This is a genomic window from Prevotella communis, assembly GCF_022024175.1.
Taxonomy (GTDB): domain Bacteria; phylum Bacteroidota; class Bacteroidia; order Bacteroidales; family Bacteroidaceae; genus Prevotella; species Prevotella communis.
Window position 1 is genome coordinate 1,495,906 of the sequence record NZ_CP091794.1, and the last position, 24,591, is coordinate 1,520,496.

At 51.3% G+C, this 24,591-nt stretch carries 20 protein-coding genes; 4 read left to right on the forward strand and 16 right to left on the reverse strand.

Translation table 11 applies throughout. The features are described from left to right. Positions 1 to 3: 3 nt before the first annotated feature. Positions 4 to 813: a hypothetical protein gene (locus L6466_RS06065; RefSeq protein ID WP_091819134.1), complete on the reverse strand. Its 810-nt coding sequence runs from the start codon at positions 811 to 813 to the stop codon at positions 4 to 6. A gap of 150 nt (positions 814 to 963) precedes the next feature. Between L6466_RS06065 and L6466_RS06070 the strand changes: the two genes are divergently transcribed. Further along, positions 964 to 2,235 carry a replication-associated recombination protein A gene (locus tag L6466_RS06070; RefSeq protein WP_237803461.1) on the forward strand — a complete coding sequence of 424 codons (1,272 nt, stop codon included), beginning with the start codon at positions 964 to 966 and terminating at the stop codon, positions 2,233 to 2,235. A gap of 14 nt (positions 2,236 to 2,249) precedes the next feature. Here the strand turns inward: L6466_RS06070 and L6466_RS06075 are convergent, their stop codons facing one another. Further along, on the reverse strand, positions 2,250 to 3,911 hold the full coding sequence (locus L6466_RS06075) for an ATP-binding protein (protein WP_237803460.1): 1,662 nt from the start codon (positions 3,909 to 3,911) through the stop codon (positions 2,250 to 2,252). Positions 3,912 to 4,022: 111 nt separating this feature from the next. On the opposite strand from L6466_RS06075, the gene L6466_RS06080 reads away from it, so the two are divergent. After that, positions 4,023 to 4,655: a trimeric intracellular cation channel family protein gene (locus L6466_RS06080; RefSeq protein ID WP_091854102.1), complete on the forward strand. Its 633-nt coding sequence runs from the start codon at positions 4,023 to 4,025 to the stop codon at positions 4,653 to 4,655. Between the two features lie 50 nt (positions 4,656 to 4,705). Here L6466_RS06080 and L6466_RS14295 read toward each other — a convergent pair whose 3' ends face one another. From L6466_RS14295 to L6466_RS06110, 6 genes are all read right to left on the reverse strand, one after another. Then, entirely contained in the window at positions 4,706 to 9,535 is a 4,830-nt protein-coding gene (locus tag L6466_RS14295; RefSeq protein WP_348535163.1) for a glycoside hydrolase family 88 protein, read from the reverse strand. A 141-nt stretch (positions 9,536 to 9,676) separates the two neighbouring features. Next, positions 9,677 to 12,346: a BACON domain-containing protein gene (locus tag L6466_RS06090; RefSeq protein ID WP_237803459.1), complete on the reverse strand. Its 2,670-nt coding sequence runs from the start codon at positions 12,344 to 12,346 to the stop codon at positions 9,677 to 9,679. 65 nt (positions 12,347 to 12,411) lie between these two features. Continuing rightward, positions 12,412 to 13,845: an IS4 family transposase gene (locus L6466_RS06095; protein WP_431356514.1), complete on the reverse strand. Its 1,434-nt coding sequence runs from the start codon at positions 13,843 to 13,845 to the stop codon at positions 12,412 to 12,414. A 311-nt stretch (positions 13,846 to 14,156) separates the two neighbouring features. Continuing rightward, a complete protein-coding gene (locus L6466_RS06100) occupies positions 14,157 to 14,255 on the reverse strand; it encodes a smalltalk protein (protein ID WP_176756895.1) in 99 nt (32 codons plus the stop codon). Positions 14,256 to 14,287: 32 nt separating this feature from the next. After that, complete coding sequence (locus tag L6466_RS06105) at positions 14,288 to 14,791, reverse strand: HU family DNA-binding protein (protein WP_237803457.1); 504 nt, start codon at positions 14,789 to 14,791, stop codon at positions 14,288 to 14,290. Between the two features lie 589 nt (positions 14,792 to 15,380). Further along, a complete protein-coding gene (locus L6466_RS06110) occupies positions 15,381 to 16,532 on the reverse strand; it encodes a transposase (RefSeq protein WP_237803456.1) in 1,152 nt (383 codons plus the stop codon). Between the two features lie 109 nt (positions 16,533 to 16,641). Here L6466_RS06110 and L6466_RS06115 point away from each other — a divergent pair, with 109 nt between their 5' ends. Next, on the forward strand, positions 16,642 to 17,154 hold the full coding sequence (locus tag L6466_RS06115) for a cupin domain-containing protein (RefSeq protein WP_091819213.1): 513 nt from the start codon (positions 16,642 to 16,644) through the stop codon (positions 17,152 to 17,154). An 83-nt stretch (positions 17,155 to 17,237) separates the two neighbouring features. Here L6466_RS06115 and galE read toward each other — a convergent pair whose 3' ends face one another. From galE to L6466_RS06155, 8 genes are all read right to left on the reverse strand, one after another. Beyond that, a complete protein-coding gene (gene galE, locus L6466_RS06120; protein ID WP_237792899.1) occupies positions 17,238 to 18,278 on the reverse strand; it encodes a UDP-glucose 4-epimerase GalE in 1,041 nt (346 codons plus the stop codon). Between the two features lie 122 nt (positions 18,279 to 18,400). Then, positions 18,401 to 19,003: an electron transport complex subunit RsxA gene (gene rsxA / locus L6466_RS06125; protein WP_237803455.1), complete on the reverse strand. Its 603-nt coding sequence runs from the start codon at positions 19,001 to 19,003 to the stop codon at positions 18,401 to 18,403. Positions 19,004 to 19,022: 19 nt separating this feature from the next. Beyond that, on the reverse strand, positions 19,023 to 19,604 hold the full coding sequence (locus L6466_RS06130) for an RnfABCDGE type electron transport complex subunit E (RefSeq protein WP_091819210.1): 582 nt from the start codon (positions 19,602 to 19,604) through the stop codon (positions 19,023 to 19,025). 26 nt (positions 19,605 to 19,630) lie between these two features. Then, a complete protein-coding gene (locus L6466_RS06135; RefSeq protein WP_237803453.1) occupies positions 19,631 to 20,254 on the reverse strand; it encodes an RnfABCDGE type electron transport complex subunit G in 624 nt (207 codons plus the stop codon). Between the two features lie 13 nt (positions 20,255 to 20,267). Beyond that, a complete protein-coding gene (locus L6466_RS06140) occupies positions 20,268 to 21,272 on the reverse strand; it encodes an RnfABCDGE type electron transport complex subunit D (protein WP_237792897.1) in 1,005 nt (334 codons plus the stop codon). A gap of 30 nt (positions 21,273 to 21,302) precedes the next feature. Then, the gene (gene rsxC, locus L6466_RS06145) at positions 21,303 to 22,670 is read right to left on the reverse strand and encodes an electron transport complex subunit RsxC (RefSeq protein WP_237803452.1); all 1,368 of its coding nucleotides are present in this window, start codon (positions 22,668 to 22,670) and stop codon (positions 21,303 to 21,305) included. Further along, positions 22,667 to 23,539: a Fe-S cluster domain-containing protein gene (locus L6466_RS06150; protein WP_237803451.1), complete on the reverse strand. Its 873-nt coding sequence runs from the start codon at positions 23,537 to 23,539 to the stop codon at positions 22,667 to 22,669. Before L6466_RS06150 ends, rsxC begins: the two co-directional genes overlap by 4 nt. A gap of 61 nt (positions 23,540 to 23,600) precedes the next feature. Continuing rightward, complete coding sequence (locus tag L6466_RS06155; RefSeq protein ID WP_091819206.1) at positions 23,601 to 24,017, reverse strand: SoxR reducing system RseC family protein; 417 nt, start codon at positions 24,015 to 24,017, stop codon at positions 23,601 to 23,603. 132 nt (positions 24,018 to 24,149) lie between these two features. Between L6466_RS06155 and L6466_RS06160 the strand changes: the two genes are divergently transcribed. Then, positions 24,150 to 24,590: a hypothetical protein gene (locus tag L6466_RS06160; protein ID WP_237792894.1), complete on the forward strand. Its 441-nt coding sequence runs from the start codon at positions 24,150 to 24,152 to the stop codon at positions 24,588 to 24,590. Position 24,591: the final 1 nt, after the last annotated feature.

Sequence of the window (24,591 nt, forward strand, 5' to 3'; positions counted from 1 at the left end):
GGATTACTCGTCTCCGTAGTCAGACAAGTTCTCGGCTTCCTCATCAGGATCACCGCTTCCTAAGTCCATCATCGTTGAGTAGTTGTCCTCTGTGATATCATCATCGTTGGGACCCTCAATCTCCACATCGTCCTCATCGGGCTTGTTGTAGTTGTCCTCAATGATTACATCTGCATCGTCGTCCTCATCCTCATCGCTGCTGAATGAGTTGAACTTCATGCGTGGCTTCTCGCTCTCGGGCTTCACCTTCGCAAAGATGGCCTCTATCCAGGAACCCTTTGCTACTTCCAGCACCTCAAAACCATCGGCTACCTTTTTCTCGTACAATCCGCCCTTCTTGTGCAGACGGTCTTTGGGCAGCGTGGTTGTAGAGATGTCAAAGCCACTCTCAATGATGTCCTTGATGCTCTGTGACAGAGAATCCCATCCGCCACCGAAGTTACGGTCCAGCACCTCAATAAGCTTAGCAGCCGTGATATGACGGATATTCTCGTAGGTCAGGTCTGTGACGCGCATGATGGGGCGCTTCTTGATGGCCCATGTGATTTTCTGGTCACCATCCAGTTTTACCTGTGCTACCTTGTATCCCAGCTTCTCATATTTTGCCTGTATGAGTTTTGAGTCGCCAGGCACTTCCTCAATCATGAAGGCCGAGCGGATAATATCTACGAAATGACGATAGTTTTCCTTAACCTCTACATCCTTGTCGGCACCTTCCCACATACGGAAGATATCATTCTCCTGGATGTCCCACACTGTGCTTTTCGTTAGCGTCTTCAGTGTCAGCGCTTTCTTCTCTGCTTGCTGTTCCATACTTCTTTATTTTCTTGTTTTTCTAGTTTCACACCGCAAAGATACAATAAAAAATCGATATACAAGGAATTTGTCGAAAAAAAAGTAAAAAATAAAAGCGTGATAATCCTTTGCGGTTCGCTCCTTTTTTCGTAATTTTGCAAACAGATTATGTCAGAACCTTTAGCAGAAAGACTCAGGCCGCGCTCGCTGGATGACTATATTGGTCAGCAACACCTGGTAGGCGAGGGGGCTGTGCTCCGACGAATGATAGACTCGGGGCGCATCTCGTCATTTATCCTTTGGGGACCTCCGGGGGTAGGAAAGACGACGCTGGCCCAGATTATTGCAAATAAGTTAGAGACGCCCTTTTATACGCTCTCGGCCGTGACCAGTGGTGTGAAGGATGTGCGCGACGTGATAGAGAAGGCGCAAAAGGGACGTTTCTTCAACGAGGCGTCACCTATTTTATTTATAGACGAGATTCATCGTTTCTCAAAGTCGCAGCAGGATTCCCTGTTGGGCGCTGTGGAGCGGGGCATCGTGACGCTGATAGGCGCTACAACGGAGAACCCCTCGTTTGAGGTGATACGTCCGTTGCTGTCACGTTGCCAGCTGTATGTACTGAAGTCGCTGGAAAAGGATGACCTGCTTAAATTGCTGGAACGTGCCATCACGAAGGACCTCATCCTGAAGGAGCGCCATATAGAACTGAAGGAGACCGATGCATTGCTGCGCTATAGTGGTGGTGATGCGCGTAAACTGCTGAACATCCTGGAGCTGGTGGTAGAGTCGGAGAGTGGTGATGTCGTTGTTACTGACGAACTCGTAGTGTCCCGCCTTCAACAGAATCCGCTGGCATACGACAAGGATGGTGAGATGCACTACGATATCATCTCTGCTTTTATCAAGAGTATCCGGGGTAGCGACCCCGATGCAGCCCTCTATTGGATGGCCCGTATGATAGAAGGTGGTGAGGATCCGCAGTTTATTGCACGGCGAATGGTGATTTCGGCTTCCGAGGATATTGGTCTGGCTAACCCTAATGCCCTGCTGTTGGCTAATGCCGCTTTCGATACGGTGATGAAGATTGGATGGCCCGAGGCCCGGATTGCCCTGGCTGAGTGTGCTGTCTATCTGGCTACGTCGCCCAAGAGCAACTCGGCCTATCTGGGTATTGATGCTGCCCTGGCATTGGTGCGTGAGACGGGCAACCAACCTGTTCCCCTGCCTATCCGCAATGCGCCTACGCAGTTGATGAAAGAACTGGGCTATCACGATGGGTATAAGTATCCGCATGATTATCCCGGACATTTTACCCCCCAGCAGTATATGCCTGACGAACTGGTTGATAAGCGTCTGTGGCACGGACAGCATAATCCTGCCGAGGAAAAGCTCTACCAGCGCATGGTGAACTATTGGGGTAAACGCTTTGAGGAATAACCCATAGCTTTTTCTTATTTCAAAGGCAGCGTGATGATGAAACGTGCACCCGTGGTGTATGTTTCGTCTAACCGTATGTTGCCACCCATCTGTTCTACAGCCGTCTGGCAGAGCGTCAGACCAAGGCCCAGACCTTCTGAGAATTCATTGGGCTTGAAGAATTTCGTGAATACTTTTGGCCTGTACTCTTCAGGGATACCTTGTCCCGTGTCCGTGACGCTGAAACAAACCGTTGCCTCATCCGGCTGATAGCAACCCAATGTGATGCTGCCGCTTGGAGTGAACTGATCGGCGTTAGAGAGCAACTCATGCAGCACCTTCAGTATAACTATCTTATCGGTGAGGATGAGCAGCGAGTCGGGCACAGTTGTCTCCACGTCTACCTTTACCGTATCCTGGTGTGTGAAGCTGATCCTGCGAATCGCTTCACGGCAGAGGTTGTTGCACGATACAAAGTCTTGCTTCTCAATACTGTGTCGGCTCTCCTGGATAGAGAGGTCAATGAGTTTGGTGATGATAGCCGTGATGACGTCAGTATTCTTCATCATCTGTCCTACCATCATCTTTATCTCGTCCTTTGGCAGCGTCTCATAGTCATTGTTGATAACCTGTGCAAATCCCGTCACGATATTGAGTGGTGTACGTATCTGGTGTGTCATATTCTGGATGAATGCCGACTTCATACGGTCTGACTCTAGAGCTTTCTCACGTGCGATGACCAGTTCCTCGTTGCGTTGCTTCAATTCCTGGTTACCCTTCTCGAGCACGATGTTGGCCTTTTCCAACTGTTTGCGCGACATGCTGTAGATGACGTTGATGATGATCAGAGCCAGAATGGCAATGCCGCCCAACAGATACCATACCCACGAAGGGATACGGATACCGCCAAAGGTAGACTTGATGGTATATACCTCATCCGTCACACCTTCCATCTCCATCTTCAGCAGTTCGCGGTCTATGAAGTGGATCAGTTGCTTGCTATGGCTCACGTAGCAATATTCGCGTGGAGGCAATGAGATGTCGTCAGTAAGCAGGTTGTCAAAATGATGAAGGTCTATGAGATAACGTGCCTGATAGCGGTAGCAGATAACCGCGTCATACTTACCCTTTACCAGGTCGCACATAGCCTGGTCCAGATTGGTCACGCTAAACTTCACCGCACCCTCGCTGGTCAGCAGTTCACCTACGGGACGTGAGTTCATGTAGGCAATACGCTTTCCCTCCAGGTTGCGGAAGTCAAAACGCTCATCGTCACTTTTCTTCGGGTACACCACCTGATAATAGAGACGGAACACGGCACGTGAGTAGTTGGTGCTGTCCTTGCGATAGGGCGAGTAGATCATCATGCCGAGGTCTACATTACCATGAATGATATCTGGTGCTACGTTCTTCCACGAATTGGGATGGTATGTAAAGGGAATGCCCAGACGCTTCATCAGCAAGCCCGTGAACTCTACGTCAAAACCTTGTGGCGTGCCGTTCTCGTCCACAAATTCCAGTGGGGCATAGTCGGCATCGATACTGAAGATAAGCGGATTCTGCCTGTCATAGCCCAAATGGGTAGCCAATGGTGACGGTTGCATCATCTCGTCATCATCGCTACTGCACGCCATGAGGAGTGTACATGTAATAAGGGCTAGCAGCCAGTAGTTTTTTAGTTTTAAACCTTGCTTCATAGAATAAAGGTCAGGTTTTTGTTCTGATTTTCGGTGCAAATATAATAAAAAAATAAAAATGAAGAAAAAAAATAGAGAAAAATTGTACCTTTGTAGTCAAATTTCAATATGATGAACCAGGATATCATTATAAAAGTCATTGAGTTACTGGGTACATTTGCCTTTGCTATCTCAGGAATTCGTCATGCCGCAGCCAAGCACTTCGACTGGTTCGGTGGTTATGTGTGTGGTATTGCCGTTGCTATTGGTGGCGGTACGATACGTGATGTGATACTCGACGTACCCATCTTCTGGATGACCACACCTATTTATATGATATGTACGGCGGTGGCATTGCTCACCGTGGCTTTTTTGAGCAAGTGGATGGAACCGTTGAAGAATGCGTGGTTCGTGTTTGATACCTTTGGACTGGCCCTCTTCACGATAGCCGGTATCCAGCGTAGTCTTGATGCCGGACAGGCCTTCTGGGTGGCTATCATCATGGGTTGTATCACGGGTGCTGCCGGAGGTGTGATTCGTGATGTGCTACTGAACAATGAACCCGTCATCTTCCACAAGGAAATCTATGCGATGGCCTGCGTCGTCGGTGGCCTGGCCTATTGGGGCGGTATCGAACTAGGCGTGCCTGTGGGAATCACGGCTGTGGTGAGTTTCGTGGTGACGTGCCTGATACGTTTTCTTGCCGTGCGCTACCATATATCGCTACCCATACTGCAGGGCGAAGAAAAAAGCGACGGGGATTAAGTTTCCCCGTCGCTTTTTCTTGTCTGTTTTTTTATCCCATTCCTGGTATCTTACTGCATGCGCTGCAGGTTCTCCCAGCGTACATTCCATGTGCCGTCTTGCGGGAAACCTGGATTGAACGGGTTCTCGCATCCGTCCCATCCGGCACACATCATGGCGACAGCCGAGAGCAGGGCACCGTTGCCAGGCAGGTAGAGACGTAGACGGTCTGCCGTCTGGAAGTTGTGCCCGTTCTTCAGGTATGTATTCTTCTGTGTATCGATGAGCAGCGCCTTCAGGGCCGTCTCGGGCTGACCTAGGCGGGCAGCAGTCATGGCCACCATACCGTAGTCCCATCCCCAGGTCGTAGCCCAGTTCCAGTTCTGCATCACGTCATCGAGTGTGGCTTTCATCACCTTCTCTGAATAGAGAGGATTAACGTCGGATACGGGCAACATGCCGCAGGCACCCAGCACGGCCGGATGGTCGTTGCGGCATTTCTCTGTGAAGGTCTCTGTGGCAACGGTTGGCTTGGCACCACTGGCCACCGCATCGAAGGGGTCGAAACTTGTCAGGTTATCCGTCTTGCCCTTGGGCAGGCCAGCCGTGTAGATACCTTTCTGAACGGGCAGGGCTGTCAGGCGCCTGATGATATCATCCCATTGCTTGTTGCGCTCTATGCCCTGACGCTCACGCCACAGGTTGGCCACGCTGAGGCCGTACTGCCAATAAGCCAGTTCGAAGGGATGGTTATAGGAGAAATCCTTCGACATGCTCTCCTGCATGGCCGTAGCCCCTTGCAGAAAGTACTTCCTGGTCTTGGCATCACGACTGACGAAATCGGCCATGAATGCAGCTGTTTCCTCCACCTGCTTGCTATATTTTATCAGCGTCTCCTGACTGGGATTGGCGCGATACATCTCCTCAGCCATATATATATAATGTGGCTGTTGCCAGATCAGGAACGACCCCGTGTTAGACGGTGCCTCACCAGCCCAGGGGTCGGTCATCTTCATCCATCGGATACCCTTGAATCCCTGACGCTCGGCAATCTTCTTGGCTACGGGATAGGCCGTAGTGTTGTACCATTTCAGTACGTTTTCCACCACCTCAGGCCGACTCCATAGCGAGAAGTCCACCATGTGCCACCACGTCATCTCCAGATGCGGACGTCCGAACCACGAGTTGTAGGTCAGCCCCGTCTCCTGAGGTGGCATATTGTTGGCACAGTTCACCTGCGTGAGATATTGCGAGAGCACCACACGACGCTCCAGCTCCTTAGCACGAGGGTCGCTGCATTCCGAGAAATCCACGATAGCCCCCTCGTTCCACCAGCGGTTCCATGCCTTGATCACACTCTTGAGTTCTTGGTCATAGACGATGACGGGCTCTGGGATGTAATTCTCCGATTTGTCTTTCTTGGCTGTGATGTTGGCCAGATATTCCGCTTTGATTGTAAGCACATCATCAGTTGTGGTCAGCGCATAGTCGTGTTCGGCCATACGTACGAGTTCACCCTTGCCAGCCCAGTTGAGCTTCAGGTAATAGCGCACAGAGTCGAGCGTGTGCTCAATGATGGCTGCATGAGCGTCGCTGAGGATGATGCGCGACTGGTGACGCTCTGGTTTTGTGAGGTCGGCAGCAGCATCGGCATGCTTGCCGGTGGGATAGGGCAGACGGATACGGATCCTGGCACGCCCGTCTTTCAGCATGGCCGACTTGATGCGGTAAATCACGGCATCCTTGTCCTGCAGGGCAGCTGTGGTCACCTCCACGGGCTCATTGCCGGCGCGGAAAGCCGACTCTATGACACCATCGTAGAGCTTCAGCTCCTGGCGGATGTCCGACAGATCGTTTAGCGAAATCTCCTTGCCGTTGCCGTCCTTCATGTCGAGGCCGATGATGCCCAGGTTCAGACGATGAGGGTTCACGCGGAAATACTCGGTGGCCTGCTTGTGGCGACCATCCTCTGCCTTCTTGTATTCTACGGCATAGACCTCCTTGTGACTATGCCCCAAATCGAATTCTTTCTCGCTATCTGAGGGCTTCAGGAGGCTGGTGTTAGGAAAAGAGTGCCATCCCCAGTCGGACATGGCCGTCAGGGGCACACCAGCCTCATAATCAAAAGGGAAACTCTGCAGACCCGTCACGTCCACCGTTGTGGCAAAATGTCCGTTGCCCACGGTGAGCGATGCCAGGGGGTCGGCCTTGGTAATCACGGGGTTGTTACGTCCCGTCACGGCCTGACGATTGATAGGTTTCATCACGTTATCGGTCGTGAATCCCATCTGCTCCATTTCCAGACTGGCCCAGATAAACGGCCCCAGTCCTTTGGCGTCGTTGTCGCGAATCTGCTCAGAGAGATAGTAGTTGTACGACCCGTCGCGACGTTTGTTTTCCTTAGCACTTGCCTTGGGGTTGATGCGCTTCAAGGCAGCCTCCACCTCTGCGCTGATGCCAGGACCCAGTCCTGCCACCGAACAGCAGTTGGTCAGCGAGATTGTCTCGTCGTCGTTGACCTTGATAAAGTTATTGATGATGCCGCGATAGGCCTTGATGCCCGCATCGCGATATTTGGTGCCTACGTAGCCCTTGCGATAAGCCTTCAGGAGGGCGTAGGTAAACATAGCCGAGCAGGTGCTCTCCAGATAGTTACCCTCACGGGCAGGCGCATCCATTACCTGATACCACACGCCCGATTTCTTGTCCTGCCATTTCAGGATGGCATCAAAATCCTTCTGCAGCAGTTCAATGATCTCGCCGCGGCGCTGATAGTTGGCCGGCACGGCATCCAGCACCTCGATGAGTGCCATCGTGTACCATCCCTGCGCGCGTCCCCAGCAATGCTGACTCAGCCCCGTTTCCTTGTCGGCCCAGAACATGTTTCTGTTCTCATCATAGGCATGACGGTTCAGACCGGTCTTGGGGTCGAGTGTGCGGTTATATGTGATGATAAGCTGGTCCACAGCATCGTCATAGATGCTCGTCACAGTCTTGGCATTTTTTTCCGTGATGGGAGCCGTGAGACAGCGGTAGGGCAGTCCCATGAAGATACCGTCGAGCCACACCTGATAGGCGTAGATAGCCTTGTGCCAGTACACCTTGTCGACCACCGTACGGGGCTGCTCCTGCAACTGCTTCATCAGCGTCTGCATGGCCAGAAGGTTTTTCTTCTCGGGCTGTTGCTGGTACATGCGCGTCACGAAGTGACCTGTGCGGATGTTGTCCAGGTTATAGTCCTTGATGTTGTATCCGCGAATCTCGCCCTTTTCGTTGATCATCGTGTCGGTGTAGAGCTTGCAGTAGTCAAAGATGTCCTGACCGCCGTAGCGCAGGTAGGTGTCGAGCATACTCTCCAGCTCGATGCCCATCACGTAGCTCCATTTCGGGCGGGTGGAGAAATCTAGCAGGTACGACTTCGGATAGCGCTTCATCTCCGAGCGCGTCATCCATTCCGAGTAGTGCTCGTAGGGCATCTTGTTGAGCGCCAGACTGCCGTTCACGTAGAGCTTGTCGAAGGTGATGTTGCGCGTCTTGCCGGTGATAGTATTTCCCTGTTGCACGCCGTTGAACTGACAGTTTCTGACGGTGATATCGTTGACAAACGTGTCCTCATTCAGTCCGATAATCTGTACACCGTAGCGCGACTTCTCGCAGGTGACATTCTCCATCAACACATTGCGCACCGTGGGATAGTTGCCGCGGCAGCAAATCTCGTTGTGCTCGTAGTCCAGATTGATTTTCAGCACACTCTCGCCACATTGGCCCACCTTCACGTCTTTCACGAAGATATCCTCGATGATGCCGCCTCTGCACGAGTTGGTCTTGATTCGCAGCACGCGGTCCAGGTTGGGCGAGTCCATCACGCAGTCGTGGGCAAAGATATTCTTCGCGCCGCCGCTGATCTCCGAACCGACAACCACGCCGCCGTGTCCGTTCTTCATCTCACAGTTGCGGATGATGATATTCTGTGAAGGCATGGCGCGCTCACGTCCGTCGCGGTTGCGTCCGCTCTTGATGGCTATACAGTCATCGCCCGTGTTGAAGAAGCAGTTCTCTATCATCACGCGGTCGCATGACTCAGGGTCGCATCCGTCGCCGTTAGGACCGTCGTTGTTGATATGTACGCCACGCACGGTGATATCCTGCGATTTCAAAGGGTGAATCACCCAGAAAGGCGAGTCGAGCAGGGTGACGTCCTCGATGAGGATGCGCTGACACTGGGTGAAGTTGACCAGCTGTGGGCGCAGACCGTCCTTCGGTCCGAAGGTGCGCTCCTTCGTGCGCTTACCCTTCTCGTCGGTCATCGGCACGCCATCCTCACCATTCTTCAGCAGTCGTGGACGGGCCTCGTTCTTCTGCGCAATCATGCCGGGCTTCCATCCGAAGCGCTCAGCACCGCACCAGGGCCACCAGGTCTGCTTCGAACCGCCACCGTCAATGGTACCCTTGCCCGTGATGGCAATGTCGGTCTGCTGGAAGGCATAGATACAGGGCGACAGGTTGTAGCAGTCCAGTCCCTCCCACGAGGTCTCCACGATGGGGTAGAGTTCGGGCTGGAAGACGAACTTCAGCACGGCACCTTCCTCGATAACCAGGTTCACGTGACTCTTCAGGTGTATGGCACCCGTCTGGAACGTCATGCCTGCGGGAACGACGACGCGTCCGCCACCTTTCTTCGAGCATTTGTCAATGGCCTTCTGGATAGCCTTCTGGTTGTCGGCAGCGCTGTTGCCAGGCTTGGCGCCATTCTTGGTAATCAGCACCGTGGCCTTGCCAATCTGTGGCTGCTGGATGCTCTTCTCAATCTCCCGGTACTTCTGCTCGTCCCATCCGATGGCCATACACATAGCGGGCATCAGCAGGCAGAGCAGCGTGATGATTAATTGTTTTCTGTTCATTTTAATAGATAGTTTCATACTGTGTGCAAAGGTACGAAATAAAACTGATATCTCCAAATTCACGGTATAAAGTTTGATAATCGAAAAGAATCCGAACCACCATGAGTGGTCCGGATTGAAAGATATTGTTTGTGTTTTGCGTTATTTGTGGAATTTGACTACTATCGAGTAATCGTCGCTGGATATCGCTGTGTATTTGTAGTCCGTCCATCCTCTCTTTTCGTCTCGTGTCAGACTGTTAATCACGGTACCTGTCCATTGATCGCCCATTGCCTTGCCATCTTTGTCGGGCAGTGGAATATTGGAAGCCGTCAAACTCTCAAAATTGTGAGATTTCTCTACATTACCACCGAGACTTTCAGCTGCGCGACTATAATAATCCCAATCACACTTGACTGTGATGTTAGTAATCTTGCCAGACACCACATCGTCGATGTCGATAGTAACCAGATAGTCTCTTGAAAGGGTCCATGTGTTCATCCAGCTTTCACCATTTTCATCAGTCTTGCATACGCACATAATTTTTACACCGTTCCCTACAGCTGAGACATCAGGCTTGTTTGAGAACTCTTCAAGATAACCTTCTGTGATGTTGAAATTGTCAGGGAATTTAGTGACAACAAACACGTCGTTCTGGCTACCATCCCATACACCCGTATAGTGCACCTTGCTATTCACCTCGATGGTTACGTACTTTAAATCTGTGAAGTCGTAGGCGCCTTTTCCTCGCTCTTCCTGCGTCACCTTCATCTCGTATGTGCCCACTTCCTTGTTCTCGTCGTCCAAAACCGTCACGCTCACAGATCCGGTACGGGCATCGCCACTATTCGCGCTGGCAGTAACCTTGAACGTGAGGTTGCCCTCCTTCTTCACTTCCAGCCAGTCGTTGTTGGCCTTAACCTTGAAGTTTGGCTGATTAGTCACTACCGTCACCTCCTTAGTACCACCCTTCGCTTCGAAACTCAAGGTTTTTGGATCTGTGGAAATATCTGGCTCCTCCAGCGATGCGTTAATGTCAAAGGCCTCTTGCTGGCGGGCGTTAGAGATTTGCTCTACGACAACGGTCAAATTTGTTCGCACATCTTTTCTGCGCAATGCCTTCAGTATGGTCTCATCTGCAATCTGCATGGGTTTGCCGGCAAACACTGTGCCCATGAATGTTGATTGGCCGGAACTGCTTTCCGTCAGCCATACCTTTGCCTGAATATTACTCTCATTATGAGATATTTTCAGAATCAGATTATTTAAGTCGTAGTTTTGCTGTTCTCTGTCAAGGTGAATCAGGAGTGTTTTAGTACCATAACGATACACAATACTCCTTCGATACTCCTGGCTGTTTTTCGTGAGACTAAACTCCAGGGCGCCGTCTTTCTCGAAATCATTGACGGTAAACTTTGCTCTTTTTGCTCTCATAGATCCTGCATGAGAAGTCCAGTCAATACCGGCATTCAGATTACCTTCGGCCAACGTGGTGATATAGTCGCTGAACTTACTGAAGAATTCTACGTTGCAGGCTTTCTCACACTCCTTAAGCCAAGCTTCGAAGGGATTGGTCTTCTTGTCGCGCCAGGTTTCGTACATCTTGACAATTTGTTTTTCCCCTTTTTTCAGTTCAAACCAGTCGAGCACAAATGCGGAAGCATATCCCCAATCAGAAAATGCTCCTTCTGCACTAGGATATCCAAGACCTTCGTCAAGATAGCCTCTTAGGCCTAAGACGAAATAGTCTCCCCACACACCGTCGTACATGCCATCTTCATCAACCAGCTTCTCTATCCATACGCCACCGGCTTCCATGATGCGTTTGCGCTGATCGTCGTCTTTGGCACTGCACTTATCCCATGCTGTTCCTGAAGGGTCGTAAGCCGACTGGAAATAATGGAACAGCTCGTGTATGATGGTGCGTCTTAATTTGATTAGTTGATAATCACTTCCCGCCAACATGTCTCGGTTCAGAAGTATGACACTTCTTTCGTCACTTATACAGCTCTGCTTGTGTTGGCCGAACTCTCCCACTGCTAGTCCAGAGATCTTGCCTGGGGTGGTTACGTTTATGGGGATTTTGCGATCACCCTTTACTTTGAATCCCAGGTCCTTAATAGCTTTTACTGCCTCTTCCATTGCGGCATTGATATCAGTCTCCAACCTGACGACGGTTGCCCAGTTATAGGGATTCAGGCCCCACAGTCCCCAGCTGATGTCCCAGCTGATGGTGCCGTCGTCTGCCGAACGAGTGCTTCCTGCTCTGTTGTCTGCCTGGGCCTTGCTGATATACGATTTTGCCAAGCCAAACGAGAGGCTAAGATTCTCCCTGACACCGGCATTGTCGGCTGCGTCAATTGTCGCAGTATATGCTCCATTGTTGTAGGTGGCAGGTATATAGACATCAGCATAGGTCACCGTATTATTCGTGGCATGTGTGGCCACTACGGGCTCGTGGAATACCAGGTAAGTGTCCTCGTCCTTCTTGTCGCTCTTGATGCTGACGGTGAACCCTTCTTTAAAGTCGGCAGGCACCGTCAGTGTGTAGAATGCGGATTCTTCTGCCTCACCTAGAATATCTCCACTCTTTTCCTCTTTGATACCCACTTCTGGTGCTCCGCTGAAAGTACCGCTGGGAAAGGTGACAGACGCGTCTTCACACGAGATGCTGCCGCCTGCGGTGGGTATGACTTCTGTGACAGCAGGATTACTGGGATTGTCAGGGGGCGGTGGATTATCCTTGTCGTCTCCACTACTTGAACAGCTGGCAAAAATCATCGGTATAGCCATTATGACTAACAGCTGAAGGATTAATAGGTTCTTCTTCATAGTCGTAATAAATTTTATAGGTTTTTTAGTTAAGTACTGAACTTTCGCAAGTGAATATTCATTCATCAAGCGACTAATTTATACATTTGATATAGCTTATGGAACTTAGGATTGGCATCAATAACCGCAGAAAGCAGTTCACTGACATCGGCAGAGATCATCTCTGCGATTTCCAGGATGGTGTCCAATATAAGTTCCCATATCCTGTCCGAAGCGGACAGCTCGAGAGTGTTGCCAGTGGTATCACGGAAGAGCGCCCCGACGGTTTCGTAGGCCTCAAACCGCTTTACCGTGCAAAGTATGTTGTACTGCATCATGATCAGCGTAAAGCTGGCAATCTGTGCAGAGAAGTGTACGCTCTGACATCTGCCGAAGTCGAGCAGTTGCTTCTGGTCGTGATAAGCCACCTCGGTAGTCCAGCGGATAGCGTACGTCCTGTATGCTTTGAGAAAACTAAGCGAGAGGTCCGTAGTGAGCAATCCATTCCAAAGCCCATTCCTGCCTCGTTTCGAGAAGAACAAACGCACGGTGGTACCTGCAAACTTCACATCGATGGTGCAGTAGGTACATCTGAGTGTCCTGTTATGTTTGGTGAGGCCCTGCTTCTGGAGCTTCTTGATAATCTGCTTAGCAGTCAAATCACCCCACTGGGTGTGGTATTTGGTTTTTCCAATCTTTATCATACCAATCAAATGACACTTGATGTGGCGGCTGGTAATCAGGCGAACGAAGTCTGCACTGGTAAACCAACTGTCAACCAGCAGATAGTCGAAACGTATTCCACGCTTGATAGCGTACTTCACCATCTCGATTGCCTTGTCAGTCTTCTTCATGGTGTATTCTTTTATGCGCTCCTCAACACATTGCCCCGTATAGTCGGCAGAGAAACGCTCACTGCGTTGCTTGTCCGTCAACCCTTGCTTCTTGTCAGGATTACTGCCTTCTTCACCATGAAGCGAGAAATCGAGAAACAATTGGCTCATGCCATCGCACAGAAGCAGCGTCAGACATTTGTAGCCGAGGATGCTCTTATGTTGGATATGAGAGAAAACCTTGCCGATAAGTTCACTCTTGCGACCACTCTTTGGAGCGTCTGTGTCATCGATAATCAGGCAGACAGGCTTGTCATGCTCAGCCTCGGTGCTACGGCTGATCTTACACAGCAGCTGGAGGTTCATCGCATACAGCAGTTTGCGCCACTTGATATCACCATCATTCATAAAACGATAGAACATGTCCTTCTCACAACAGAACAAGCGGCTTAATGAAGAGCCAGAGTACCGGTATGCATTCCTGACGACGAAGAAAGGGAACAGCATCAAAAGATTAAGGACCTGCACGTTCGTGAACTTGCAGTTCTCTTTCTTCTCTGTCCCTATCTGCTCCGGACGTATGTTTATGCACTCCATCACTCTCATAATCGCATTAATTGCACGGTTATTCTCATTTTCTGAGAAAAAGCTTCTCAAATCTGAAATAATTGTTGTACCTTTGCTCACGGCTTCTAAGTTTGAACTTTATTGTTTGGCGACTATAAAGTTACTCATTTTCAGTGAGTTGAGCAAACTTCGAAGCCATTTTTATTCCTATTTTATGTTAAATTATACAGGTGCGCCATCACTTGCGAAACTTTAGTTAAGTATATTCTCGGCAAATATATAACAAAAAAACGGAACTTTCAAACAATCCCGAGTTTTTTTCTGTGTCAAGAGGGGGATATAAAAGATAATGGCCCCCGAAGCATTCCGCCTCAGGAGCCGTTTTTGTTGTTTCATGCATCACATTTTCCCTGTCATGCGAATACTTCTATTCACGCCATGCAGCTGGTCACGCCCAGTGCAGTTGCGATGGCCGACAGCACACTAATGGCTGTTTGAATCGCGAATTTCCAAAATGTCTTGTTCTTCATGGTTCAGAATTTTAATGTTTAATGTTTAATCTTTAAGGATTTACGGGTCCGCTTTCTCCGTTGTTCCCTGACTCCGTGTTTCCGCTCTCCGGGTCTTCCACCTCACCCGATGTTGAGGTAACTCGCTTCACCTCCTTACCGTCTCGGTCGAAGCAGGTGATCTGGATGGCGGTCTTTGCCAGCTCCTCCTTCAGGTCAGTGTCGGGCGTGAAGATGATGCGGCGACTGGTGATCAGCTCTGCCTTTACCTCGTTCACCGTCTCTACGCTCTTGGCACGCAGACCGAAGCGCATGGTACCCAGTCCAGGCAGTGCCACCGAGTGACCTTCCGTTGCCCATGCCTTGATCACCTCGCCGGCTGCATCCCAGCATGCCTGCATCACGCCTCGGCTCACACCACTGCGAAGGGCAGCCTCCTTAATTACCTTGTCCTGTGTGAGGGCGGTGTACAACTCAGGCATCATCACGTAGCGATACTTACCAGCGTAGGTGCCTACCTTCTGCAACTGTTCTTTTGCTTTTACTCTCATTGACATAATCTAAATGTGTTTTAAATGGTTATCAAATGTTTAATGTTTTTACTTTCGTCAATTTCCGGTTCAAAATCGCCTTCGTGCTTCCAAACTTCCTCGTGCACTAGGAAAAATTTACTCGCTAGTTAGAGCGTTATTTTTCTCCTTCGTATTGACAATGCAAAGGTACGAAAAATATCTGAGACTGTCAAGAAAATATCCCAAAAACAGCCATTTTTGAGGGGTATTTTTCGGGCTAAAAATGCAGAAAAATAATAGGGAATCTAAATAGCATTTTGAAAACACTACGAAATGGACGAATGGACGTGGACGAATGGACGTTTTGGCGTTTTCAAAAATGAAAGGACAATAAACATATTATACAATTATCGATTTTATCTATTCTTCCCTTCTTACAAATAAAATATTGGGAAAACGTCCATTCGTCCACGTCCATATGTCCATTCTTAATAAAATGCGAAGCAAATATTTGGTTATGTTAGATTTTATGGTTATCTGTGCATCACATAAACACTAAAGACCAACAGTATCATGGGGACAGGTGTTCGATTCCTCTCATTTGACTAGAAATCAAACACCTGTTCCCATAATCTTAGGCATGCGGATTCTGAATTGAGATAGGGGTCTCATGACTGATGTTGCAGATGGCTTCGGCCAGGTGGTTCAGGTAGTGAAAGCGCTCGTAGTCGCTCTTGAAAACGGGCATATCCTCGGCCCATGGTGCCAGGATGAGCAGGGTGCCGGCAGCACAGGCCTCGAAACGGCTGCGCTCCGGCTTCCAGTAGTCGGTGATGGGGTCTGTCTGAACGTGTATCAGGCGCAGATGTTCGTCTAAGGCGATATGCTTCATGCGCTTCTCGCATTCAGAGATGCCGGGTGTCACCAGCACGCAGCCGCCCTTGGCATCAGCCGTCAGTTGCCGGCGGCCCTCTTCCCAGACGGGGGTATTTTCTGTTGGTATGCCGTTAGTGCGGCGATGGAAGTGCACTTGCTTCTTGTCGGGCTGGCGTAGCAGGAGCATATTGCCGAAGGCGCTGTAGCGCACGCCGTCGATCTTGATGCAGAGGGCACGCTGAAACAGCCCCGGATATTCGCGGCGCATCAGCAGGCGGCGGGGATTATCGCTGAGATAATGACGCCAGTTGTCCAGCTGTCCTCGGCGCAGCAGCAGTTTATCATTGAAGCCGCGGGCAAAGAGCAGGCCATGGGTGCGGTCCTCTTTCGGGCGCTGCCCCTGTTGGGTTTGTCGCGACTGAGTCGCAACATACGGGACGGCAGGGACGGCAGGGACGGCAGGGACAGCGGGAACAGCGGGGACGGCAGGAACAGCGGCATCTGGAAATAGCTCGCGGTAACTGCGGCCGCAGCCGGTCTTAAAGCCACGGATAATCCTGCTGAGGTCTTTCTCCATCTTCTCCTTGATGAAGATGATGCCATGCATATGGTCGGGCATCATCTGCAGGGCAATGATTTCTACCTGGGGGTAGTACCTGGGGATGCCCCACCATTCATCGCTCACCCTCTGGCCCAGGGGGCTGAGCTCTATCCTTGGTGCATCCTTGCTACCGGCAGGCGCGTCGCAGCGCCCTACAATCCTTCCAAAGAGCGGGCGTCGCCCCTCGGTGGTCATCGTGATCATATACATCATGCGGTCTGTATAGTCGTGATCTACACAGCGCCTTAACATCGATGGCTTCTTCTCGCCGGCAAATGCTTTCTGTCTTTCAAAGACTTCTCGTTTCACGACTGCAAAATTACTGCTTTTTCCCCGGAAATCCTTGCAGATGTCGGAATTTATTCGTAATTTAGCCGCCGAATAATATTTACCATATAAAACTATAAATAAGGGAACTATGAAAAAAATGATGAACTGGGTGATGATTGTCACCTTGATTTGTGGTTCGGCAGCGCTGATGAACGCCTGCAAGAAAAGTAGTACGCCGGACTGCTGTCAGCAGGCTACGGAACAGACGGAACAGGCTGAGGCTGAGGACAGCGTGAAGCAGGTGGTGAGTACGGAACTGATACGTACCAGTCAGAGCTGGGACGGCGTGGAGCTGCCCGATTATTTTGAGGGACGTCCGGAACTGGTGGCGGTGAAGTATGTATTCCCTGCCGGCAAGAAGCTGGGATGGCACCACCACGTGGCTATGAACTATGGTGTGCTGGTGCAGGGCGAACTGACGATTATCGGTCAGGACGGCAAGACGAAGGTGGTGCACGAGGGTGAGCCGGTAGTAGAGATGGTGGGCACGATTCACCACGGCGAGAACCGCGGCACGAAGGACTGTATCCTCTATATGTTCTACTTGTCGCAGAAAGACCTGCCGCTGGCTGTGCAGCATCCGGAGATACCGCTGGAGTAGGGGTATGGAGAATGGAGAAAGAAAAATGGACGAAACAACGGTTGCTTCGTCCATTTATTTTTATGCCAGTTGCTTGACAGGCATTACTGGATACCGTCCTCGCGCAACTTCTGTTGCCAGCGCCATGCGGTCTTGAGCACTTCCTCTGTAGGAGTCTCGGCCTTCCAGCCCAGCACCTTGTTGGCCTTGTCTACATTGCCCCAAACCTGCTCAATATCGCCTTCGCGACGGGGAGCGTAGGTCCAGTTGACCTTGACGCCAGTGGCTTTCTCGAAGCCCTCTACAACCTCGAGGGTTGACAGACCCTTACCAGTACCGATGTTGAAGATCTCAACAGCCTCGCACTCGGGAATGTCGAGCACGCGCTCCATAGCCTTGACGTGGGCCTTAGCCAGGTCTACGACATAGATATAGTCGCGGATACAGGTCTTGTCGGGTGTGTTGTAGTCGTTACCGAAGATCTTCAGCTGCTGGCGGATGCCCATGGCTGTCTGAGTGACGAAGGGGATGAGGTTCATGGGCACACCGTTAGGCAGTTCGCCGATGAGGGCAGAGGGGTGTGCGCCAATGGGGTTGAAATAGCGCAGGATGATGCTCTTGATCTTGGCACCACTGTGGATATAGTCCTGGATAATCTCCTCGTTGATCTGCTTGGTGTTGCCATAAGGCGACATAGCCTTCTGGATAGGTGCATTCTCCGTGACGGGCAGATTCTCCTGTGAGGGCTGACCATAGACGGTGCAGCTTGAAGAGAAGATGATACCCTTCACGTCGTACTTGGGCATGAGTTCCAGGAGGTTGATGAGCGAGGTGAGGTTGTTACGATAATAGAGCAGGGGTTTCTCTACGCTCTCGCCAACGGCCTTAGAGGCGGCGAAATGGATGATACCCTCAATCTTAGGATATTTCTTGAATACGTTCTCGAGGGCTTCGAAATCACAGCAGTCCACCTTCTCGAAAGCGGGGCGGATGCCGGTGATCTTCTCGATACCGTCGATAACATTGGCGTTAGAGTTGGACAAATTGTCGATAATTACTACTTCGTAGCCTGCCTGCTGCAGTTCTACGGTTGTGTGGCTTCCAATAAAACCTGTACCACCAGTCACTAGGATCGTCTGTTTCATAACAATAGTTTTGCGATTTTGAGTTGCAAAGGTAAGAATAAAATATGAAAAGTGAAGAGTGAAAAGGGGAAAAATTTGCTACTGCAGCGAAATTTTTTCCGACTTTTCACGCTTCAGTACAATCAATTCAGTCCAAAGAGGGCACGCAGACCGTTGTCAACGCCCGAGAATCCCATGAAGGCGAGGCTCAGCAGACCGGCAGAAACCAGCACGATAGCCATGCCGCGCATGCCCTTGGGCACATTGGTGAGCTCCAGCTGTTCGCGCATGCCAGCAAAGACGGTGAGGGCAAGTCCGAAGCCGATAGCCGTAGAGAGGGCATAGACGACCGATTGCCCCAGGTTCATCTCTTTCTGGATGACGAGGATAGCCACACCCAGCACGGCACAGTTGGTGGTGATGAGCGGGAGGAAGATGCCCAGCGCCTGATAGAGGGCGGGTGATACCTTTTTGAGGATAATCTCGACCATCTGGACGAGTGAGGCGATAACCAGGATGAAGGCTATGGTCTGCAGATACTCCAGTCCGGCAGGTACGAGGACGTAGGTCTGGACGAGCCAGGTGACGAGCGTGGCCAGCACCATGACGAAGGCTACGGCAGCCGACATGCCCAGCGAGGTGTCAATCTTTTTTGATACGCCGAGGAAGGGACAGATACCCAGGAACTGCGCCAACACGATATTGTTGACGAAGATGGCGCTGATGAAAATCAATATATATTCCATAATCTAATGTCTTAACTTCTTAACTCCTGAATTTGTTCACAATCGCAATGAGATAACCCAGCGTGATAAAGGCTCCGGGAGCCAGTACGAAGAGCAGGATGTTGTAGTTCTCGGGGATGAAGGCGAAGCCGAAGATGGCGCCAGAACCCAGAATCTCGCGGACGATACCCAGCAGGGTGAGACCGAGGGTGAAGCCAAGTCCGATGCCGATGCCGTCGAAGAGAGAGGCAAGGGGCGAGTTCTTGGCAGCAAAAGCCTCTGCACGTCCCAGGATGATACAGTTGACCACAATCAGCGGGATGAAGAGTCCCAGCGACTTGTCGATATCAGGCAGATAGGCCTTGATGAGCATCTGGAGCAGGGTGACGAAGGCTGCGATAACCACGATGAACACGGGGATGCGCACCTTGTCTGGCGTGATACTCTTGATGCATGAAATCACTACATTGGTGCAGATGAGCACTGCCATCGTGGCCAGTCCCATTGCCAGTCCGTTGGAGGCCGATGTGGTGGTGGCCAGCGTAGGACACATACCAAGCATCAGGACAAACGTGGGGTTGTCCTTGATGATGCCGTTTTTGATGATATTTATATAGTTCATAATTCTCAATTGTCAATTGTCAATTATCAATTCTCAATTTGCTCCGTAGCTCCTGTTTCGCCGTCGGCCTGTGGCTTCATATAGGCATTATAGGCATTGTTGACAGCCTTCAGAAAGGCACGACTGGTAATGGTAGAGGCGGTAATGGCATCTACCTGTCCGCCATCCTTGGATACCACGAGGGGCTCGGCAGGTGTCAGACCTATGATGCTGCCCTTGCCGTCGGCCTGAAACCATTTGTCGGCCTTGGCACCCAGTCCTGGCGTCTCAGCATGCTCCAAGAGGGTATAACCCAGAATCATGCCGTCGGGATTGAATCCTACGAGGACGCGCAACTTGCCGCCGAAGCCGTCGGTAGTGCTCTCAACGGCAGCACCGAGGTTCTGCTTGTCGGCATTCTGGGTGTGATAGACGACGAAAGTCAGTTCCTTGCCTTTATTATCTGGTTGCTTCACGGTGTCGGTGCTGGTGACGGTTAACTCATCACATTGCATCACGGCCTTGATACCGTCGGCCAGCGCTTTCTCCTTCTGGTCGGCAATAGGACCGCTGGTCGCGCTATTGACCCATGCGAGGATGGCACCCATGATGACGGCCACGCCGGTGAGTACCAGCACCATATTCAGTAATGATGATTCAAGCTTCTTCATAATCTTTACCTTTTTACTTTTTGGCCGGCTCTTCACCGAAGCGCTTGGGTTTCACATAATTATTGATGAGCGGTGTGAACGCGTTCATAATCAGGATAGCGAACGACATACCCTCAGGATAAGCACCCCAGTTGCGGATGATGATGGTGAGCAGACCAATGCATACACCGTAGATAATCTGACCTTTGGGTGTCATGGGCGAGGTGACATAGTCGGTAGCCATGAAGATGGCACCCAACAGCAGACCGCCGCTCAGAATCACCGTGGTAGGATCGGCATAGATGGGGTTGATGAGGTGCATGATGGCGCTGAACACAAACACGGTGCCGATGATGCTCACGGGGATATGCCAGGTGATAATCTTACGCCAGAGCATGAAGAGGAGTCCGGCAATCAGGGCCAGACCGCAGATCTCACCAATAGTACCTGCACCACCACCAATGGAATAGTCGCCCAGCAGCAGGCTGAACGCATCAGGCAGCTGGTTGAGCACGTTGGCATCACCATTCTGGATAGCCTGCTTCATCACAGCCAGCGGCGTGGCACCTGTAGCGGCGTCGGTATATTCCAGCAGATGGCCGGGCTTGGGCCAACTGGTCATCTGGGCAGGGAAGGCCACCAGCAGCACGCAGCGCCCCACCAATGCGGGATTGAAGATATTGTTGCCCAGTCCGCCAAAGGTCATCTTGCCCACGCCGATAGCGAAGAGGGCACCGATGACGATGATCCAGATGGGGAGGTTTGAGGGCAGATTCATGCCCAGAAGAAGACCCGTGAGGGCAGCCGAGCCGTCGAGGATGGTATTCTCCTGGCGGCCGAGGATAAACTTATTGATAGCCCACTCGAAGAGCACACAGGCCAATACGCTTGTGAGGCACACGATGGCTGAGCCGATGCCGAAATAGAAGAACGAGACGAGCAGCGCAGGAATCAGGGCAATGATAACCCCGTACATGTTGCGCTCTACAGAGTCCGTTCCGTGGGCATGTGGCGAAAGTGATACAATTAACTTTGACATTAAACGTTAAACATTAAAGATTAAACATTTTTATTTCTTTGCAGCACGACTGCGGATGATGCCCATCACGGTCTGCTTGCCCTGACGGATATTGTCGAGCAGCGGACGGTGGGCAGGACAGGTGAACTGACACGAGCCACACTCGATACAACTGGTGATGTCCTCGCTCTCGGCGCGCTCCCAGTTCTTGAAGGCTGAGAGCTTGGCCAGCAGATAAGGCTCCAGGCCCATAGGACAGGCGCCCACGCACTTGGCACAGCGGATACAGGGCTGAGGCTCCTTGCGACGGGCATCATCGCCAGAGAGAATTGTCACGGAGTTGGTACCCTTGCAGATGGGTACTTCGGTAGAGGTGAGGGCCTTGCCCATCATAGGACCGCCGGCGAGGAGCTTGTTGTCGCCCTCGGGCATGCCGCCACAGAGGTCTATCAGCGTCTGCATGGGGGTACCCATACGAACGAGGTAGTTGCCTGGATTCTGGAGGCGCTTACCGGTAACGGTGGTATAGCGTTCGAAGAGAGGCTTATGTTTCATAACTGCCTGATAAACAGCGAAGGCAGTACCTACATTCTGAACTATTGCTCCAACGTTGACAGGGATGGCTGGAGGAGCCGGAACCTGACGGTTGATAACGGCATCGACCAGTTGCTTCTCACCGCCCTGAGGGTAGCGCTGGGCCAGGGGAACCACCTCAACCTGGTATTCCGAGGTGGCGAACGCTTCGGCACACTTTTTGGTGAGGAGGTCGATGGCGGCAGGCTTATTGGTCTCGATGCCGATATAGCCCTTTGTCACCTTCGCACCCTTCATCAGCAGTTCCAGACCCACGAGAATCTCGTCGGCATGTTCCATCATCAGACGGTAGTCGGCTGTGATATAGGGCTCGCACTCTACGGCGTTGATAATCACGCACTCAGCCTTGGCCGTAGGGGGAGGGGTCAGTTTGATGAACGTGGGGAAACAGGCACCGCCCATACCGACGACACCAGCCGTCTTGATGCGTGTCACAATCTCCTCGGGCGTCAGTTCGGGATGATCCTTCACCAGTTCCAGCGTCTCGCTGCGGTCGATGCTCTCTTCCCATTCGTCGCCTTCCACATCAATGATAATCACGGGTTTGCGATAGCCGGTAGCGTCGATAGCGGTATCAATCTTGGCCACTGTACCACTCACGGACGAGTGGATGGGTGCTGATACAAAGCCGCCGGCCTCGGCCAGCAGGGTGCCCACCTTGACCTTGTCGCCCTTCTGGACCACAGGCGTAGCAGGTGCACCGATATGCTGTGAGAGTGGGAAAATGGCCTGTTTGGGCAGCGGAGCCACCTGTGTGGCCACCTCGTGGGTCAACTTGTTTTCCTCGGGGTGAATACCACCTATGCTAAATGTCTTAATCTTCATGCTTGAGCCTCCTTTTCTTCTTTAACATTTTCTACGGGTTTAGGAGCGGGGAAGTTGACAGCGTGGATGGCCTGCTTCGGACAAACGGCGACGCACTTCCTGCAAAGACGACATTTGCTGAAGTCGATATAGGCCAGGTTGTTGGCCACGGTGATAGCGCCAAACGGACACTCCTTCTCACACTTGCCGCAACCGATACAAGCGGCCTTACAAGCCTTCATGGCCACGGCACCCTTGTCCTTGTTGACACACGACACAAACACGCGACGGCCCTTGATGCCCTTCTTGCGGAGCTCGATGATGCCGCGCGGACAAGCCTTCGTACAGGCACCGCAGGCGGTACACTTATCCTCGTCAACCTCGGGCAGACCCGTCTCGGGATTCAGGTGGATGGCGTCAAACTGACAAGCAGCGACACAGTCGCCACATCCCAGACAACCAAAGCCGCAGGCCGTCTCGCCGGCACCGCAGGCATTCATGGCCGCACAGGTGCGCAGACCGGCATATTCGGCTATTTTGGGACGATTCTCGCAGGTGCCGTTACATCTGACAACGGCTACCTTTGGCTCGCCATTCGCAATGGCCATACCAAGAAGGTCGGCCACCTGACCCATCACGTCGGCACCACCAACAGGACAGTTCAGTCCGTCGATGCTCCCGCTGTCGGCACCTTTTACCAAGGCGTCGGCCATTCCGCCACAACCGGCGAAACCACATCCGCCGCAGTTGGCACCAGGCAACACCTCGTTGACCTGCGCAATGCGGGGATCATCGAAGACAGCAAACTTCTTGGAACAGACGAACAGCACGATGGCTGCGATGAGTCCGATGCTTCCAAGTACAATGACTGCAATCAAGATAAAATCCATAATAGTTATTTGTTTTATTTTGTTTTGTTAGTTTGTCTATTGTAGTAGGGGAATATCTGTCTCAGACATCCTCGATGAAGAACGCAATGTTGTCGGCGATACGTTGTCGGAAGATCCATAGTCCTATATAATAAGGTATGAGTGCCCCAAGGGCTGCCAATGCCGTGATGCCTTCGTTGACACCGGCTGCAAACAGGACTCCTGTCACCAGCAGAAGCAGTAATAGCGGTAAGCCGAATCCGAGTAAAAGTGCTTTTCCTACCGAATGGCTTGAAGTGCCTACTATCACAGCGTCACCGACCTTGAGATGATGTTGCCTGTAATGAAATACATCAACAATCTTCTCCTTCGATTCCGAGGCGCTACAGTGAGATGCTACCTTGCAAGCGCTGCATGCAGAATGCTGTAGGATTCTGACGCGAATATGCTCGCCATCGACTGATTCTACTGTGCCTTCATGACGTATTGAGTTCTCCATTTGCGTGCAAAGATACGAATATTTTGCGAAATCCAAATTAAGAATATCTATTTATTTTTCAAAAAAAATCACATTCGCTTGCAAATACCAATCTTTTTTGATACTTTTGCAGTATAATTTGAGAAAGTGCATATGAATTTTAAAGAGCAGACACAGCAGCAACTTGAGCGCGCATTGCGCAAATTGGCAGAAAAGTTTCCTGCAGAACAGGAAGCTACAATGCTTTCGGATATTCATTTCCGAGTGAGTCAGGATACTGGCGAGGTAACGATCCTTGATGATGACGACCGTGAACTGACGCGCTGCGTGGTAGAGGAGTGGATAGACAATAAGGATGACGAGTTCTACGAGTCGATAACACCCGTGATCCGTCACTGCCTGTCAACTCATTCTCAGTTGGCCGACAACCTGTCTATCCTGAAACCCTATGCTTTCGTGCTGGAGGACGACGACCGTGAAGCCGTTGCGGAACTCTATGTCGTGGATGGCGATACGGTAATCGTGGATCCTGACCTCATGGAGGGCCTGGACAAAGACTTGGACGACTTTTTGGAGAATCTTCTGAAATCCTAGG

Coding starts and splice junctions, on each gene's coding strand:
- L6466_RS06155 (WP_091819206.1), bottom strand. CDS start 24,017: ATGGAGAACTCAATACGTCATGAAGGCACAGTAGAATCAGTCGATGGC.
- L6466_RS06100 (WP_176756895.1), bottom strand. CDS start 14,255: ATGAAGAACAAGACATTTTGGAAATTCGCGATTCAAACAGCCATTAGT.
- L6466_RS06130 (WP_091819210.1), bottom strand. CDS start 19,604: ATGAACTATATAAATATCATCAAAAACGGCATCATCAAGGACAACCCC.
- L6466_RS06090 (WP_237803459.1), bottom strand. CDS start 12,346: ATGAAGAAGAACCTATTAATCCTTCAGCTGTTAGTCATAATGGCTATA.
- rsxC (WP_237803452.1), bottom strand. CDS start 22,670: ATGAAGATTAAGACATTTAGCATAGGTGGTATTCACCCCGAGGAAAAC.
- L6466_RS06075 (WP_237803460.1), bottom strand. CDS start 3,911: ATGAAGCAAGGTTTAAAACTAAAAAACTACTGGCTGCTAGCCCTTATT.
- L6466_RS14295 (WP_348535163.1), bottom strand. CDS start 9,535: ATGAACAGAAAACAATTAATCATCACGCTGCTCTGCCTGCTGATGCCC.
- L6466_RS06070 (WP_237803461.1), top strand. CDS start 964: ATGTCAGAACCTTTAGCAGAAAGACTCAGGCCGCGCTCGCTGGATGAC.
- L6466_RS06140 (WP_237792897.1), bottom strand. CDS start 21,272: ATGTCAAAGTTAATTGTATCACTTTCGCCACATGCCCACGGAACGGAC.
- L6466_RS06065 (WP_091819134.1), bottom strand. CDS start 813: ATGGAACAGCAAGCAGAGAAGAAAGCGCTGACACTGAAGACGCTAACG.
- galE (WP_237792899.1), bottom strand. CDS start 18,278: ATGAAACAGACGATCCTAGTGACTGGTGGTACAGGTTTTATTGGAAGC.
- L6466_RS06080 (WP_091854102.1), top strand. CDS start 4,023: ATGAACCAGGATATCATTATAAAAGTCATTGAGTTACTGGGTACATTT.
- L6466_RS06135 (WP_237803453.1), bottom strand. CDS start 20,254: ATGAAGAAGCTTGAATCATCATTACTGAATATGGTGCTGGTACTCACC.
- L6466_RS06115 (WP_091819213.1), top strand. CDS start 16,642: ATGAAAAAAATGATGAACTGGGTGATGATTGTCACCTTGATTTGTGGT.
- L6466_RS06150 (WP_237803451.1), bottom strand. CDS start 23,539: ATGGATTTTATCTTGATTGCAGTCATTGTACTTGGAAGCATCGGACTC.
- L6466_RS06160 (WP_237792894.1), top strand. CDS start 24,150: ATGAATTTTAAAGAGCAGACACAGCAGCAACTTGAGCGCGCATTGCGC.
- L6466_RS06105 (WP_237803457.1), bottom strand. CDS start 14,791: ATGTCAATGAGAGTAAAAGCAAAAGAACAGTTGCAGAAGGTAGGCACC.
- rsxA (WP_237803455.1), bottom strand. CDS start 19,003: ATGGAATATATATTGATTTTCATCAGCGCCATCTTCGTCAACAATATC.